Origin of the sequence: Geomonas silvestris (assembly GCF_014193515.1) — a bacterium.
GTDB classification, from domain to species: domain Bacteria; phylum Desulfobacterota; class Desulfuromonadia; order Geobacterales; family Geobacteraceae; genus Geomonas; species Geomonas silvestris.
In genome coordinates, this window is the sequence record NZ_BLXX01000004.1 from 200,766 (window position 1) to 215,156 (window position 14,391).

A 14,391-nucleotide genomic window follows, 5' to 3' on the forward strand; every position below is an offset into this window, starting at 1 on the left:
GTCATCTGAACCAGGGAGACGGATCGACCGGCTTACCCTGATAACGTATCTCGAAGTACAACATCGACCCCTTGCTGGAGTCGAGATCACCGACGCTCGCCAGTACCTCGTTGCGCGCCACCTTGGCCCCTACCCTTTTGGCCATCGATGAGGCGTGGGCGTAGAGACTGAAGAAGCCCCCCCCGTGATCGACGATGATCATATTACCATACCCTTTGAAATAATCGGCAAAGATAACTTCGCCGTCAAAGATCGCATGGATGGGCGTTCCGGCGGGTGCCGCCACCGAGATGCCGTTGCTGACCGTGAAGGAGTTGAAGTCGGGGTGCTTGTGCCTGCCGAAGCTTTCGATCATCGTCCCCCTGACCGGCAAGGAGAGCCGTCCCTTCTGGGCGCCCAGCCCCTTGTCGGGGACCGGCGTGGGGGGCGGCAGGGAAGCGACGCTACCCTGGCTTCCGGAACCGGACTTGCCACGATTTTTGGCACTATACGCCTTTCTATTTCGAGCTTCAAGCCTTTCAAACATGCTCTGCAGGCGCCTGGCGTTTGCCTGCAGCTCCTTGATCGAGGAGAGGTACCCCTGCTTGTCCTGGCGCACCTTTACCAGGTAGCTCGTCTTGCGGTTTTGCTCCTGCTCGATCTCGCGTTTCTTGGCCTCCATGGAGCGGCGGATCCCCTCTTTGCGGGAGGCGTCCTGCTCCAGGCGCGCCTTGAGCCCCTTCAGGTGCTCGAGGTCCTCGTTGTACCGGGCGAAGAGCTGCTTGTCGTGGGCCAGGACGCTCTTTAAATAGCGCAGGTTCTCGGACATCTCGGGAAAGCTCTCGGAGGAGAAGATCACCCTCAGGTTGCCGATGTCCCCCCCCTTGTAGAGGGCCACGATGCGCCGCTCGATGTGCGAGCGCTTCTGCTCGGCTTCCTGGCGGGTGTGCTCGATCTCGGCCATGGTCTGGTCGATCCCCCGCTCCACCCCGGCCAGGTCGCGGCCCAGCGTGGTGAGGTTGTCCTGCTTCTCCTTGAGCGAGCGCTGGATCTGCTGCAGCTCGCCGGAGACCTGGGTCTCGACCTTGCGGGTCTTCGAGAGGAGCAGGTTCTTTTCCTTGATCTCGCGGCGTACCCCCTGGAGGTCTTCCTTGACCCCGGCCTGGGCCGCGGTCGCGAGGGCGAGAGCCAGCACGAGGGAGGTTAGTTGTATGAGGCGATGTCGATGCATGCTAGACGTTGACGAACCTTCTGAGCGAGGTGAGGCTGCCGATGAAGCCCAAAAGGACCCCGCCCCCGAGGATGACGGCAAGGTGCAGTGGCGACAGGAAGCTGAGCCCTGCACCGGCCGGGTTGACGCCGAGGAAGCTGCCGGCGTTGTGCAAAAAGGCGAAGTAGCAGCCTGCCAGGGCGAGCAACGACAAGAGCGCCCCCAGGGCTCCCTGCAGCACCCCCTCGATCAGGAAGGGGGCCTTGATGAAGAAGCGGGTCGCCCCCACCAGGCTCAAAAGCTCGAGCTCCTCTTTTCGGGCGTAGATGGTGAGCTTGATCGTGTTGGAGACGATGAAGAGGACGGCGATGGTCAGGAAGCTCCCCAGGAGAAGCCCCATGAGCCTGAAGAAGTTCATGAACGTGTTGAAGCGCTGCACCCACTCCTCCCCGTACTGCACCTCTCCGATCCCCTGCACCTTCTTGAGTGCCGCCACGTAGTGGGTGACGGCGAAGTTGTCGCGGTGCTCGCGGTCCAGACGGATCTCCAGCGACGCGGGGAGCACGTCGGCATTCACCCCCTCAAGAAGCGACTCCTGCCCTTTCAGGCGGGCGCGCAGGCGGCTTTCCGCCTCCTGCTTGCTGATGAAGGTCACCGACTTGGTGCCGGGGATCGATTTTACCGTGGTCTTTAACGCGGCGACCGCCAGGGGGGCCGGCTCCTTGTCGAAGTAGGCGGTGATCTGCACCTTGTCGCTCCAGCCGTTGGCGAGCCCTTCCAGGTTCACGTAGACCAAAAGGAAGAGCGCGGCGATCAGGAGCGCAAGCGAAATGGTCCCCACGGTCACGACGCTCACGAAGACGTTTTGGCGCAGGTTGGCGAGCGCGCGGGCGAAAAAGTAGCCGGAGCGCCCGAAGAACCCTTCCTGGGCAAGCTTGGGACGCACGGCGCCCGCCGGTTTGGTGGTTTTTTTCATGGCGTTAGCCTTGGGTGCTGTCATCGGCCACCTCCGCGCTCTCTTCAGGGGCGGACCCCGTCTCACCCTGGTCCACGATGCGCCCCTGGTCCACGATACGTCCCTTGTCCAGGCGGATCACCCGGCGGTGGGAGTTTTCGATCACCCGGCGGTCGTGGGTTGCCACCACCACGGTGGTCCCGCGGTTGTTGGCCTCCTTGAAGAAATCGAGGATCGCCTCCTTGTTCTCCTCGTCCAGGTTTCCGGTCGGCTCGTCGGCGATCAGGATCTTCGGGTCGTTCACCAGGGCGCGCGCCAGGGCGACCCGCTGCTGCTCGCCGCCGGAGAGCCTAAGCGGCGTGGAGTTCAGCTTGCTCTCAAGCCCCATGCGCTTGAGGATGTGGAAGACCTTCTTGCCGATGTCGCGCTGGCCCCAGCCCAAAACCTCGAGGGTGATGGCGACGTTCTCCAGGACGGTCCGGTTGGGGAGCAGCTTGTAGTCCTGGAACACGACGCCGATGCTGCGCCTCACCAAGGGGATCTGGGAGCGCGACAGCCGGGTCAGGTTCTGTCCGTCGATCAGCACCTGGCCGCGGGTCGGGGTGAGTTCTGCGTAGAGGAGTTTCAAAAGGGTGGACTTCCCGGCGCCGGACTGCCCGGTCAAAAAAACGAAATCCCCTTTGGGGATCTTTAGGTTGATATCGGAAAGCGCAGCCGCTTCGGGCTGGTAGGACAACCCTACGTTGTGGAGTTGAATCATGTCGTTTCTGAACCTCGTTGCATGTGGGCGGCCGTCAGGTCACCACTCGTTGTAGGGCTTGCCGTCGGTGCCGACCAGGGTAGAGCCGCTGTGCACGTCGTAGACGTTACCCTTGACCTCCTGCCCTTCGACCTGGGGGGGGGGGAGCACCTGCCAGGTTTCGGCGGTGCGGGTAAAGGGATCCTTGGGAACATCGCGCAGGTACTTCTTATCGGCCATCTCCTGCAGGGAGTCCGGGTACTTCCCCTGGTCCGCATAGAACTGGTCGATGGTGGAGCGGAACATGTAGAGGTCTTCCTTCAAGACCGCCTCGCGCGCCTTGATGAGGCCCCACTGGTAGTTGGGTGCCGCGATGGCCGCCAGGATTCCGACGATGGAGACCACGATCATCAGCTCGATCAGGGTGAAGCCCCGCTGGGTTTTCAGTAACTTCTTCAGCATGTCACCAGTCCTTGTATTTGGTCCCGTCCAGGGCGGTTCCGTCACTGAGGGAATAGACGTCGAAGACGTCCTGCCCCCCCCAGGAGCTGCTGTCCGGCTCGTCCTCGTAGGAGCGCATCCCCCAGGCCGGTTCCCCCTCCTTCACCGGGTGGAAGGGGTCCGACGGGATCCTGCGGAGGAACTTCTTCTTGTACCCCACCAGGCCGCCGAAATCGTAGCCGTCGACGAGCACCTGCAGCGTCTCCGGGTAGCCGGCCGGCTTGTTGAGCGAGGGGATGATCTTCTTCTCCTCCACCGCCTTGTCGTAGTACTTCTTGTACTCGTCGAGGGCGGTCCGGATCTCGCGCAGGTTCTGCTTGAGCTCCAACTCCTTGAGCCGGATCGAGGTCATGCGGGCCGAGGGGATGATCATCGAGGTGAGGATCCCCAGGATGACCATGGTGACCACCAGCTCGATGAGGCTTAAGCCCCGGTTGTTGTCTAGATGCTTGAACATGGCCGCGCGCCCAGCCGGGGCTATTTTACCTCCACTACGGCAACCGAGCTGTTCACGATGAACGGCTGCCCTGCCTTGTTGGAGAAGTTGGTGTTGCCGACGCTGAGCGTGGCGCTCCCTTTTTCCAGCGCCTTGAAGGTGACGGTCGCCAGGGTGCCGCTGCCGGTGGCTCCCTGGGTGCCGGCCGCGCGGCTTAAGGAGACCCAGAGCTGTCCCTTTTTCTTGTCGTTGAAGGTCTGGAAGACCGTACCGACCCCGTTTTGCTTGAGAAGGGCACCTTCAGCCTGGGTGGCTACTTCGAGGTTCGCCGGGTAGTTGACCACGAACACCGACGAGTAGAGATCGGCAGCACCGGTCTCGTTGATCTGCACGGTGAACTGATCCTGCACCTTGACCGACGCGGGCGCATCCAGCTTGAGCGCGACGGGGACGCCGCTGGCCGCCTGCCGGCGCGCCGGGGGGGCCGGAGCGGCGGGGGCCGGCGCCGGGGGGGCGGCAACCGCGGGCGCGCCGCCCGGAACCGGAGCCGGAGCGGGGGGAACTGCCTGAGCGGTCTGGGCCGGAGCCGGAGCGACCGCGGTCGGAGCCGGAACCGGTACAACCGGTGCCGGAACGACGGGAACCGGAGCAACTGGTGCGGGCGCCGGAATCGCTGCGGCCGGAGCCGGGGGCACTGCCGACGGAGACGGAGTAGCCGCAGCCGGGGTTCCCTGAGCGCCCTGGACCGGAGCTGCAGCTGTCGTCGAGGGTGCCGGAGGGACCGGGACATTAGGCGCAGGCGGTGCGGGGATGATCCTGCCCACTCCGGGTGCCGCTCCCGGCGTCGGCACAGCGGGAGCCGGAGCAACCGGGACAATCGGAGTCACCGGGGCGACCGGGGCGGCCGAAACACCGGCAGCAGCCTCCGGAACAGCAGCGGCGTCAGGAACCGGTTCCGCAGCGGCACTCGGGGTCGCTGCGGGTACGGCCTGGCCGGCCGGAGCAGCGGGAGCAGCGGCAGGTGCGGGGGGGGCCGGAGCGGGTCTGAAAATGCCAGCGCTGCCGCGGCGGGTCACCGGGGAGGTACCCGAGGCACTCCCGAGCCCGACGGCTGCAGGGCCGGGAACGCCGGGCTCAGCCGGCGCAGAGGCAAGCTCCGGCTCCTGGTTGAACGAGGAGTACGGCTTGCTGGGCGACGGTTCGTCCTCACGCCCGGACCAGAAGGCGGCGACATCGTTCTCAGGCACCGTCACGCTGCGCACGATGCGCGGGGTGATGGCAAGCAGGAGCTCCTTTTTGTCCTTGGAGTCGTTGGTGTTGGTGAACAGCGAACCCAGGACGGGGATGTCGCCCAAAAGGAAGACCTTGTTCTTCGAGTCGGTCGACGACTTCTGCATCAGTCCGCCGATGATGCTGGTCTCGCCGTCCTTCAACGACAGGACGGTGTCGAGGTTGCGGGTACCGATGGTGACCACCGTGGTCGCCTGGTCGGTGCCGATGGTATCTTTCTGCAGAATGGAGCTCACCTCGAGCCCAAGCTTGATGGAGACCTCGTTGTTAAGCTGGATGGTCGGCTCGGCGTTTACCTTCACGCCGACGTCGACGTACTGCACGTTCACGCTCACCCCGCCCCCCGTGGGAGAGGAGGTGGTGGTGATCGGGACCCTGGTGCCGACGTTGAACTTCGCCTTCTCCCGGTTTTTCACCCGGATCTTCGGGTTGGAGAGGGTCTCGCCGTTGGAGAGGGTCTTGCCGAAGTTGAAGGTGGCAGTCGGCACCGTCAGGTAGCCGTTGTAACCGCGGTAGCCCCAGAAACTCAACAGGTTGCTGATGGTAACGGGTTGGGTGGAGGTGGAAGTCGTGGTCGAGGTACTGGTCGTGGTGGTCGACGACAGCGAGTCGGTCAGAAACGGCGACGAGCCGGCGGCGACGCTACCGCTTAACGGACCGGTGACCCCCATCGAGGTCGCGTACTTGGAGAGCGCCAGGCCGAAGGTCTCGGCATTGGATTTCGAAAGCTCGAACACCTCGACGTCGAGGAGCACCTCGGCATCGGGCACGTCGTTCGCCTCCAGGATCTTGCGGGCGACCTCGATCACCTCCGGGGTGTCGCGCAGGACCAGCGCGTTCAGCTCCTCGTTCACGTAGATCTTCTTCACCTGCAGCATGGTGCGGATCAGGTTCACCGCTTTCTTCGCGTCCAGTTTGTTCAGGTAGAAGGTCTGCACGAAGAGCTCCTCGTACTGCTTGAGCTTGTCGGGCGACTTCGGGAACAGGATGATGGTGCTTTCGTTCAGCACCTTCTTCCCGAGCTTCTGCATCCCGGTGATGATCTCCATGGCCTGCTGGAAGGAGGCGTTCTCAAGGTACAGCGAGAGGTTCACGTCCTTCACCGCATCGTCGAAGACGAAGTTGATACCGGAGAGCTGGGTCAGGATGTTGAAGATCTCCTTGAGCTTGGCGTCCTTGAACTTGAGGGTGATCGGCTTGTTGGACTTGAGGTTCAGCTCGTAGCCGTCCAGCTTGTTCTTTTTGACCGCAACCAGACGCTCCAGGGCCTCCTTGATCTCCCGGTTGCCGGGATCGAACTCCAGGGCGTGCCGGTAGGCCAGCACCGCCTCGCGGGTCTTGCGGTCCTTCTCCAGCCCCTGCCCTTCCTGGTAGTAGGTCTGGGCGTTACGCAGCTTGACGAGCAGGTCCGCCTGCTGCTTGGCGAGCTGGTTGGTCGGATCGATGGCGTAGGCGCTCTGGTATTCCCTGAGGGCCTCGTCGTAGTTCTTCTGGGCGTAGAAGGCTTCGGCCTTCCTGAAGTGAAAGCGCGCCGCCGTCTCGCTCGCCTTAAGGAAGGCCACCCGGTACTCAGCCACATCGGGATTTGCCGTGGCAACTTCCGCATACTTCACCAAGGCAGCGTCGATGTTGCCATCGCTCTCCAGTTTCTGTGCCTTGCTGAAGGCGGTGCGCCCGGCCGTACAACCGGAGAGAAGCAGCGTCGCCAGAATCAGGGTGCAGATCGGTTTTATGCCATGCATGCTGTTGCTCCTTAAGGGTTGCGTGTACTGGGGCCGCGGCGCACGAGCGACCTGTTTTCTACAAGCGGAATGACGAGTTCCTTCCCCCCAGCCAGCGATTTGATGGTGATGGCGTCTTCAGTGAGCCCGGAAACCTGGTATTTGCCCGCGAGGGTGCTCCCCCGCTTGGCAAGGAAGATCTCGCGGTCCTTGGAGAGAAACACCGTCCGTTCATCCCCCTTCTTGAGAAAGCCCAGGAAGGTGAATTTCGCCATCTCCCGGGCGATCAGGTCCTCCTCGCTGGGAGGCGGAGGAGGCGGAGGCGCCGCGGGCGGGGCCGACAAGGGCGGCGGGACGGCTGCCGGCCTGGGCGGCAAGGGCAGCGGGACCGGCACCGGCTTGAAGGGAGGGAGTTTCACCTCTTCCTTGAAGATCGGGCTGAACAGGTTGCGCCGGTAACCGGCATAGTGGCCGCGTTCCTGGTTCAAAAGTGCCAGGTGCACCTGGCTTTGGCTCGCTGCAGGCGCCGGGGCGCCGGGGGCGGGGCGTGGCGGCGCCACGGTCGGTTTGCGCGGCCCAGCCGGCACCCCGGAGCGGTAGGTGAGCGCGGCGACCCGCTCTTGCTTCGGGCTGCGCAGGAAACCGTAGCCGATCGCCGCCGCCAGCATGGCGAGCAGGAGGCAGAGTATCAGTTTCTGGCGGTTCATGCCCCCTCCGTCTTGAGGTACACGGTGAGCTGCACCTTGAGATCGACCAGCTCCTCGGTCTTGCTGGCGTTACCCAGGGTGAGCGAATTGAGCGCCACGAGCTTCGGGTAGCGGGCCAGGTCTGCGATGAACCCCTTCACGCCGCCGTACTTGCCGGTCAGGTTGAACTCGATGGTGTAGGCCACCAGGGGCTGATCCTTGACGGCGCCGGGCTTGTAGCCGATCCCCTTTATGCTGAGCGAGTTGGCCTTGGCCATGCCGAAGAGGTCGCTCAGGAAGGCAGCGAAGTCCTGCTTCGCGATCAGGCGCTCTCTGAAGGCGGCGAGGTCGCGTTCGTTGTCCCTGAAGCGTGCCCCCTCGCCGCGGTCCGCCCCCTTCAGGGCCGCCTGCTGCCGGGCAGTCCAGTCGAGGGTCGCCTTGGCGAGCTGCGGCTTCTGCCACTGCGCCACGTAGACCGCGATGACCAGGTTCGCGAGCAGCAGGAAGAAGATCAGTCCGAAGACCCGGCGCCTTTGCGCGTAGATGTCCTTGATCACGTCGACGTTCATAGCGGGGCAACCTTGCAGCTGATTTCGAAGGTGATCGCCTCCTGGGTCAAGCCGACTTTGGCATCATGCTGGTTCAACAGGAAGACTTCGGTGAAGCCGCGCGAGCGCTCCAGGTTCTCCATGAAGCTGCGCAGCGCGGCGAAGCTCTTGACCACCCCGCCGATCCTGAGGGCCCGGTTCCGCTCCGGCGCGATCTCGGTCAGGCTCACCCCGGCGGGCACCACCTCCTCGAGGCGGTTCAAAAGCGCAAGCCAGTCGACGGTCTTCATCTCGATGAGCTGGTTGGCGAACTCGACCTGGCGCGCCTGGGCCTTGAGCTGCGCCTCGCTCAGCTTGGGGGAGCTCGGGCCGCCGGTCTTGAGGCTCGGTGCGCTCAACCGGCCGAGTTCCGCCTGGTTCTGGGCCAGGCCGGCTACCTGGTAGCCCGCCAGTACCAGCATGAGGACCAAGGCGGCGATGAGCGCCCCGTCGAGCTGACGCTGGTTGATGTAGCGCCTGGTGGCGAGGTTGGTGGTCAGTTTCATGCCAGGCTCCTAAAGGCAGCCCCGAGCGCGCCGGCCAGGGAATGCAGCGTGCCGCGTTCCATGGTGAGGCCGCTTCCCAGGGTGACCATGCGCTCCAGGTCGAGCAGCACCGGCTCCAGGCCGCATGCCTCGGCGACCAGGGCGCGGAACGACTCGGCCTCGCCGGCGGGGGCCATGCAGAACACCTCGGTCACCGCCTGCCCGGGCGAGCGGTCGTTGTAGACCAAAAACGAGCTGTTCACCTCGCGGTACAGGTTCTGGGCGTCCCCCACGGTCTCCTTGGAGCGGTAGAAGGAGAGCACACCGCCGTAGAAGATGAGCACGGTCATGGCACCGCCGTAGAAGGTGACGAAGGCGCCGTTGTCGGCCATGCCGAGCCTGGGCTCGAAGAGCCGGTACAGGTTGAAGGAGGCGAAGTCGAGGTACTTGGGCTCCAGCCCCGCCCCCAGGAGGAGCTCCTCGTACTGGGTCACCACCGGCCGGGAGATCAAGGATACCAGAAGCGATACCGCTCCGTTCTCCTTCTCGCCCAAAAGCTGGTAGTCGAGGTGCACCTGGCTCACGTCGAAGGGGAGGCTCTTCTTGAGTTTCCAGCGGATGATGTCGAGCCCCTCATCGCGGTTTTTGAAGCGGGCCTCGAGGTCGAGGAGCACCACGCGGCCGGTCGCGTCGGGGAGCGACACCGAGACCGTCTTCTCCTTGGTCAAAAGGCGCAGGTGCGCCTCGCGTACCTGGGACATGAAGGCCGCTGCGTTTTGGACGTTGGGCTCGCGGCGGGAGAGCTGGACGGTGCCCGGCGCAAAGGGGGCGACAAGCCCCGCCTCGAGCCTGGGCGCCTTTCCCCCGGCAAGCTGCGCGAACTTGATGCCGTCCGCCGCTATCTCCAGTCCCAGTGCATGTTTGGCAAAAAGCATAGAGGCACCTACTCCACGAAGGTGACGCGGTTTATTTCCTTCAAGGTCGTCTCGCCGGCCAGCACCTTGGCCACCGCCGACTCCCTCAGGAACGAGGTCCCCGCCTGGCGCGCCGCCTTCTTCAGGGCGGCGATGGGGGCCTTGTTGATGATGAGCTCACGGATCTCGTCGTTTAGGTCGAGAAGTTCCACGATCGCCGAGCGCCCCCGGTAGCCGGTGCCGTTGCACTCCTCGCACCCCACCGCCTCGTAGAGTGTCACCCCCCGGGTCCGCTCGGGCTCGATGGCCGACTCGCGCAGCTGCTCGTCGGAGTGTACCACGACTCTTTTACAGTGCGGGCAGACCTTCCTGACCAGTCGCTGGGCCATGACGCAGTTAAGGCAGGCCACGAAGTTGTAGGGGTCGATCCCCATGTGGGTGAAGCGGCCGATCACGTCGAAGACGTTGTTGGCGTGCACCGTGGTGAAGACCAGGTGACCGGTGAGGGCCGACTGCACCGCGATCTGGGCGGTCTCCGAGTCGCGGATCTCGCCGACCATGATCTTGTCCGGGTCGTGACGCAGGATGGAGCGCAGACCGCGGGCGAAGGTGAGCCCCTTCTTCTCGTTCACCGGGATCTGGGTGATGCCGTTCAAGACGTACTCGACCGGGTCCTCGATGGTGATGATCTTCTCCTCGCCGGTGTGGATCTCGGTGAGCGCGCCGTAGAGCGTGGTGGTCTTGCCGGAACCGGTCGGGCCGGTGACCAGCACCATGCCGTAGGGCTCGCGGATCATCTTCCTTAAGCGCTTGACCTCGTGCCCCTCCATCCCCAGGGTCTCGAGGGTGAGCCCCCTAAGATCGCTCGCGATGGACTCCTTGTCGAGGATACGGATGACCGCATCCTCGCCGAAGGCGCTCGGCATGATGGAGACACGGAAGTCGATGGACTTCGCACCGATGCGCACCTTGAAGCGGCCGTCCTGCGGGATGCGGCGCTCCGAGATGTCGAGCTCGCTCATGACCTTGAGGCGCGAGATGAGCGGCCCCTGGAAGTGGGCGTCGATCGGGTCGGTCGCCTTGTAGAGCACGCCGTCGATGCGGTACTTGATGATCACCCCTTCCTGGGTGGTCTCGATGTGGATATCGCTGGTTCTTCTGGTGAGCGCGTCCAGGATGGTGGAGTTCACCAGCTTGATGATGGGGCTCGTGTCGGCGGAGACGTTCTCCACCGAGAGGACCTCCTCCCCCTTCTCGGTCTCGGTGACCAGCTGCAGCATGAAGTCCTCGGAGACCTCCTTGAGGACCCGGCTGGCCCCCTCGCCGCGCTTTAGGTGGTAGGCGATCTCGCTTTCCGCCGCCACCTTGAAGACAAGGGGGCGCTCCAGGATGAGCGACATCTCGTCCAGCCTCAAGACCGCGGTGGGATCCGAGATGGCCGCGACCAGGAGGTCGCCTTTCAGCTCCAGCGGGATGAACTGGTAGCGGTACATGGTGTCCGGCGGGATGGCCGCGAAGATCGCCTCGTCGGGGCGGAACCCCTTCAGGTCCACGAACTCGAGGCCGAACTGCTCGGCGAGCGCCCGGGCCAGCGCCACGTCGCTTATGAGACCGTCCCCCAGGCAGATGGCGCCAAAGCGCTCCCGGTTGGTCTGCTGCTTGTCCAGGGCGTAGGCCATCTGGTCGGCCGTGATCGCGCCCATCTCGAAAAGGATGTCGCCCAGTTTTTTCCTGCGGAACGGTTTGAGCATGTCGACCCTATCCTACGGTACCGGCGATCTTGAAGATCGGCAGGTACATGCAGATGATGATGACGCCGATGACGAACCCCATGGTGACCATAATGGCCGGCTCGATGGCCGTGGTGAGCACCGAGAGGTTGCGCTCGATCTCCTCCTCGAAGTAGTCGGAGATATCCGAAAGCATCTCCTCGAGGGAGCCGGTGGTCTCGCCGACCGACAGCATGCGCAAGGCCAGGGGGGGCATGAGCTTGATGCTCTCCAGGGCGCTCGACAGCTTGCTCCCCTCCTCGACACGGACCACGGCCGCCAAAAGCGCCCGCTCCATGACCTTGTTGTTCAGGGTCCCCACCGACATGCGCAGCGACTCGACGATCGGTATCCCGGAGCCGAGCACGGTCCCGAGGGTGCGGGTAAAGCCGGAGACCGCGTAGCGGCTTAAGACCGGCCCCACCAAGGGGAGCTTGATCTTCAGGGCGTCGACGGTGAAGCGGCCGGACTCGGTCTCCTTCCAGCGCCTGAAGGCGGTTCCGGCGGCAACGGCGGCAGCGATGAAGACGATAAGATAGCTGCGCAGGAACGTGGTGAAGCTGATCAGCATCTGGGTGGGGAGCGGCAGCGCGGCCCCCGAATCCGTATAGATCTTGCTGAAGGTCGGCACCACGTAGATGAGGAGCACGGAAACGGCGATGGCCGCCACCGAGACCAGGATCGCCGGGTAGAAGAGCGCCGTGACGATCTTGCTGCGGAACCCCTCGGTCCGCTTCAGGTAGGCGATGTAGCGCCTGATGGTCTGCGGCAGGTCGCCGGTACGTTCGCCGGCCTGGATTGAGGCGATGTAGAGGTGCGGGAAGATCCGGGGGTACTTCTCGAAGGCCTGCGAGAAGGCCATCCCCCCCTTGACGTCCTCGCGCACGGTGGCCAGGACGTCCTGGAGCTTTCCGGTGCCGGATTCCAGGATGGTGTCCAGCGCCTGCAGGATGGGGAGACCGGCTTTCAGGAGCACCAGGAGCTCCTGGTTGAACATCAAAAGCTCCTTGTTGCCGATCTTCTTGCGTCCAAGGCCCGATTCCATCAAGAACTGCAGCGGCTTCTTGCGCAGTTCGAACACAACATAGCCCTGATCCTCGAGGGTCTGCCTGAGGATCCTGGAGTTGACGGCGTCAAACTCCTTGACGACGATCTTGCCGTCCGACGAGCCTATCTTGCAGGTATAAATGGACATTAGACCATATGAGTACCACAAATGAGAAAGAATGGAAACAGTTAACGGTCAACAATGACGTGGTGCAAACAAGTCTCAGAAACGGGGAATCGCCTCCGAGACCAGAACTGGCGGGGTCGGCGCAGCAAAGAATTGCCCGCGGGAACCGTTTTAGGCGTGGGACATCCCGATCAACCACAGGACAAAAAAGGCCAGGGCGGCAGCACCCCAGCGGAGGGCGGGCCGGGACAGGAAGACGCCGCGGGCCGGAAAGGAGGTCAGGACGAGCCCGACCACGGCGGCGACGAACCCCCACACGCCGACCACGCAGAGGACGGACCAGGCGCTGTTCAGCATCATCTCCTCCCCATGAGCTTGCGGGCCAGGGAGCCCAGTTTCAGTTTCCAGACCATGACCACGGCCTCGCGCACGATCCGCTTGGACATCTTCGAGGTGCCGGCGTGGCGGTCGATGAAGATGATGGGGACCTCGGCGACCGTGAACCCCTTCTCCACGCAGCGGAAGTTCATCTCGATCTGGAAGGAGTAGCCGTCGGAGCGGACCTGTTCCAGTTCGATCGCCTCCAGGACTGCGCGCCTGAAGCACTTGAAGCCGGCAGTGCAGTCGCGTATGGTGAGCCCGGTGATGACCCGGGTGTAGACGCTCGCGAAGTAGCTCAGCATCAGGCGGCGCAGCGGCCAGTTCACCACGCTCACCCCGTTCAGGTAGCGCGAGCCGATCACGAAGTCGAAGTCGCGCATCTTCTCGAAAAAAAGCGGCAGGATCGCGGGATCGTGGGAGAAATCGGCATCCATCTGCACGATGTAATCGGCGCCCTGGTCGAGCGCCACGCGGAACCCCTCGCGGTAGGCCGAACCGAGCCCCAGCTTCCCGGCGCGGTGCAGGACGCTCACCCGGCCCGTCTCAGCGGCAAGGCGGTCGGCAAGCGCACCGGTGCCGTCGGGCGAGTTGTCGTCCACCACCAAGAGGTGGATCCCGGGGTCTTGGGCCAGGACCTGGGCGGCCAGCCGTTCCAGGTTGTCACGTTCGTTGTAGGTTGGGATTACTACGACAGCTTTCAAGGAAGACTCACTTTTCCTGAGGAGTTAGGAAGCGGCGCACCAGCGGCCCCGCTACGCCCGTCGCAGCAGGCTCGGACAGCGGTGAGGATAAACGATTTGAGTTAATCAAGTCAAGCTAAAGGGGCCAAGCTGCCAGGCTCGCGACCCGACAGCCTGGCAACGCAAAAAGGCCACCCAAAACCGGGCGGCCTTCTTCATTTCGATGGCGGGGTTGACGGGGCTCGAACCCGCGACTTCCAGCGTGACAGGCTGGCACTCTAACCGACTGAGCTACAACCCCCTGTGAAACCGTTCACTGCAGGCGACCGGCCGGGGGGATCGGTCGCGATGTTGAAGGAGCACATACTGGTGGGTGAAGAGGGGATCGAACCCCCGACATCCAGCTTGTAAGGCTGGCGCTCTCCCAGCTGAGCTATTCACCCATTGTATGTTGGCGGGGTTGACGGGGCTCGAACCCGCGACTTCCAGCGTGACAGGCTGGCACTCTAACCGACTGAGCTACAACCCCGCATGTGCATCCGAACTGCTACTGTAGGTTACTGCTTACTTCCCGTTGACTGCAGCCTTCAGGGTGTTACCAGGCTTGAACTTCGGGGTCACCGAGGCGGCAATTTCGATCTTCTTGCCGGTCTGCGGATTTTGGCCGGTACGAGCGGCGCGGGAAGCGACCGAGAAGGTACCGAAGCCTACCAGGGTCAGCTTGTCGCCAGCGGCGAGGCAGTTGGTGAGCGCGTCGAGAAGACCATTGAGGGCCTTGTCTGCGTCAACCTTGGTGATCTTGGCCTGCTCGGCAATGGCGTTTACCAATTCTGCCTTGTTCATCTAACCCTCCTGAGACTGCATCGCAAAGTGAAGCAACCTTA

The 14,391-nt window shown here is 63.5% G+C and carries 15 protein-coding genes and 3 tRNA genes; all 18 read right to left on the reverse strand.

Features of this window, described 5'->3' with window-relative positions:
• Position 1: 1 nt before the first annotated feature.
• Positions 2–1,210: a murein hydrolase activator EnvC family protein gene (locus GMST_RS08925; protein WP_183354295.1), complete on the reverse strand. Its 1,209-nt coding sequence runs from the start codon at positions 1,208–1,210 to the stop codon at positions 2–4.
• A 1-nt stretch (position 1,211) separates the two neighbouring features.
• On the reverse strand, positions 1,212–2,189 hold the full coding sequence (gene ftsX, locus GMST_RS08930) for a permease-like cell division protein FtsX (protein WP_246399327.1): 978 nt from the start codon (positions 2,187–2,189) through the stop codon (positions 1,212–1,214).
• Entirely contained in the window at positions 2,170–2,904 is a 735-nt protein-coding gene (gene ftsE, locus GMST_RS08935) for a cell division ATP-binding protein FtsE (protein ID WP_183354296.1), read from the reverse strand. Before ftsE ends, ftsX begins: the two co-directional genes overlap by 20 nt.
• A gap of 39 nt (positions 2,905–2,943) precedes the next feature.
• Positions 2,944–3,345 carry a type IV pilin protein gene (locus GMST_RS08940; protein WP_183354297.1) on the reverse strand — a complete coding sequence of 134 codons (402 nt, stop codon included), beginning with the start codon at positions 3,343–3,345 and terminating at the stop codon, positions 2,944–2,946.
• Position 3,346: 1 nt separating this feature from the next.
• On the reverse strand, positions 3,347–3,841 hold the full coding sequence (locus GMST_RS08945; RefSeq protein WP_183354298.1) for a type II secretion system protein: 495 nt from the start codon (positions 3,839–3,841) through the stop codon (positions 3,347–3,349).
• A gap of 20 nt (positions 3,842–3,861) precedes the next feature.
• Positions 3,862–6,852 carry a secretin GspD/PilQ domain-containing protein gene (locus GMST_RS08950; RefSeq protein WP_246399334.1) on the reverse strand — a complete coding sequence of 997 codons (2,991 nt, stop codon included), beginning with the start codon at positions 6,850–6,852 and terminating at the stop codon, positions 3,862–3,864.
• Between the two features lie 11 nt (positions 6,853–6,863).
• On the reverse strand, positions 6,864–7,538 hold the full coding sequence (locus tag GMST_RS08955; RefSeq protein WP_183354299.1) for a type II secretion system protein PulP: 675 nt from the start codon (positions 7,536–7,538) through the stop codon (positions 6,864–6,866).
• Entirely contained in the window at positions 7,535–8,086 is a 552-nt protein-coding gene (gene pilO, locus GMST_RS08960) for a type 4a pilus biogenesis protein PilO (protein WP_183354300.1), read from the reverse strand. The genes GMST_RS08955 and pilO overlap by 4 nt, the downstream gene beginning before the upstream one ends.
• The gene (locus GMST_RS08965) at positions 8,083–8,610 is read right to left on the reverse strand and encodes a PilN domain-containing protein (protein WP_183354301.1); all 528 of its coding nucleotides are present in this window, start codon (positions 8,608–8,610) and stop codon (positions 8,083–8,085) included. Before GMST_RS08965 ends, pilO begins: the two co-directional genes overlap by 4 nt.
• Positions 8,607–9,524 (reverse strand): type IV pilus biogenesis protein PilM, encoded by a 918-nt coding sequence (pilM, locus tag GMST_RS08970; protein ID WP_183354302.1) that lies wholly within the window; start codon positions 9,522–9,524, stop codon positions 8,607–8,609. Before pilM ends, GMST_RS08965 begins: the two co-directional genes overlap by 4 nt.
• Before the next feature lie 8 nt (positions 9,525–9,532).
• The gene (locus tag GMST_RS08975) at positions 9,533–11,254 is read right to left on the reverse strand and encodes a GspE/PulE family protein (protein WP_183354303.1); all 1,722 of its coding nucleotides are present in this window, start codon (positions 11,252–11,254) and stop codon (positions 9,533–9,535) included.
• A 7-nt stretch (positions 11,255–11,261) separates the two neighbouring features.
• Positions 11,262–12,467, reverse strand: coding sequence for a type II secretion system F family protein (locus GMST_RS08980; protein WP_183354304.1), 1,206 nt, complete (start codon positions 12,465–12,467; stop codon positions 11,262–11,264).
• Positions 12,468–12,617: 150 nt separating this feature from the next.
• A complete protein-coding gene (locus GMST_RS08985; RefSeq protein ID WP_183354305.1) occupies positions 12,618–12,803 on the reverse strand; it encodes a hypothetical protein in 186 nt (61 codons plus the stop codon).
• A complete protein-coding gene (locus tag GMST_RS08990; RefSeq protein WP_183354306.1) occupies positions 12,803–13,528 on the reverse strand; it encodes a polyprenol monophosphomannose synthase in 726 nt (241 codons plus the stop codon). The genes GMST_RS08985 and GMST_RS08990 overlap by 1 nt, the downstream gene beginning before the upstream one ends.
• Positions 13,529–13,731: 203 nt before the next feature.
• A tRNA-Asp gene (locus GMST_RS08995) sits at positions 13,732–13,808 on the reverse strand.
• A 66-nt stretch (positions 13,809–13,874) separates the two neighbouring features.
• Positions 13,875–13,950: transfer RNA gene (locus tag GMST_RS09000), tRNA-Val, on the reverse strand.
• Between the two features lie 9 nt (positions 13,951–13,959).
• Positions 13,960–14,036 (reverse strand) — tRNA-Asp (locus GMST_RS09005).
• A gap of 35 nt (positions 14,037–14,071) precedes the next feature.
• Positions 14,072–14,350: an HU family DNA-binding protein gene (locus tag GMST_RS09010; protein WP_183354307.1), complete on the reverse strand. Its 279-nt coding sequence runs from the start codon at positions 14,348–14,350 to the stop codon at positions 14,072–14,074.
• Positions 14,351–14,391 lie beyond the last annotated feature (41 nt).

What these genes read in the sequence shown, in the direction of transcription:
- GMST_RS08940 (WP_183354297.1), bottom strand. Translation starts at nt 3,345, where the DNA reads ATGCTGAAGAAGTTACTGAAAACCCAGCGGGGCTTCACCCTGATCGAG.
- ftsE (WP_183354296.1), bottom strand. Translation starts at nt 2,904, where the DNA reads ATGATTCAACTCCACAACGTAGGGTTGTCCTACCAGCCCGAAGCGGCT.
- GMST_RS08980 (WP_183354304.1), bottom strand. Translation starts at nt 12,467, where the DNA reads ATGTCCATTTATACCTGCAAGATAGGCTCGTCGGACGGCAAGATCGTC.
- GMST_RS08955 (WP_183354299.1), bottom strand. Translation starts at nt 7,538, where the DNA reads ATGAACCGCCAGAAACTGATACTCTGCCTCCTGCTCGCCATGCTGGCG.
- ftsX (WP_246399327.1), bottom strand. Translation starts at nt 2,189, where the DNA reads ATGACAGCACCCAAGGCTAACGCCATGAAAAAAACCACCAAACCGGCG.
- GMST_RS08925 (WP_183354295.1), bottom strand. Translation starts at nt 1,210, where the DNA reads ATGCATCGACATCGCCTCATACAACTAACCTCCCTCGTGCTGGCTCTC.
- GMST_RS09010 (WP_183354307.1), bottom strand. Translation starts at nt 14,350, where the DNA reads ATGAACAAGGCAGAATTGGTAAACGCCATTGCCGAGCAGGCCAAGATC.
- GMST_RS08975 (WP_183354303.1), bottom strand. Translation starts at nt 11,254, where the DNA reads ATGCTCAAACCGTTCCGCAGGAAAAAACTGGGCGACATCCTTTTCGAG.
- GMST_RS08945 (WP_183354298.1), bottom strand. Translation starts at nt 3,841, where the DNA reads ATGTTCAAGCATCTAGACAACAACCGGGGCTTAAGCCTCATCGAGCTG.
- pilO (WP_183354300.1), bottom strand. Translation starts at nt 8,086, where the DNA reads ATGAACGTCGACGTGATCAAGGACATCTACGCGCAAAGGCGCCGGGTC.
- GMST_RS08985 (WP_183354305.1), bottom strand. Translation starts at nt 12,803, where the DNA reads ATGCTGAACAGCGCCTGGTCCGTCCTCTGCGTGGTCGGCGTGTGGGGG.
- pilM (WP_183354302.1), bottom strand. Translation starts at nt 9,524, where the DNA reads ATGCTTTTTGCCAAACATGCACTGGGACTGGAGATAGCGGCGGACGGC.
- GMST_RS08965 (WP_183354301.1), bottom strand. Translation starts at nt 8,610, where the DNA reads ATGAAACTGACCACCAACCTCGCCACCAGGCGCTACATCAACCAGCGT.
- GMST_RS08950 (WP_246399334.1), bottom strand. Translation starts at nt 6,852, where the DNA reads ATGCATGGCATAAAACCGATCTGCACCCTGATTCTGGCGACGCTGCTT.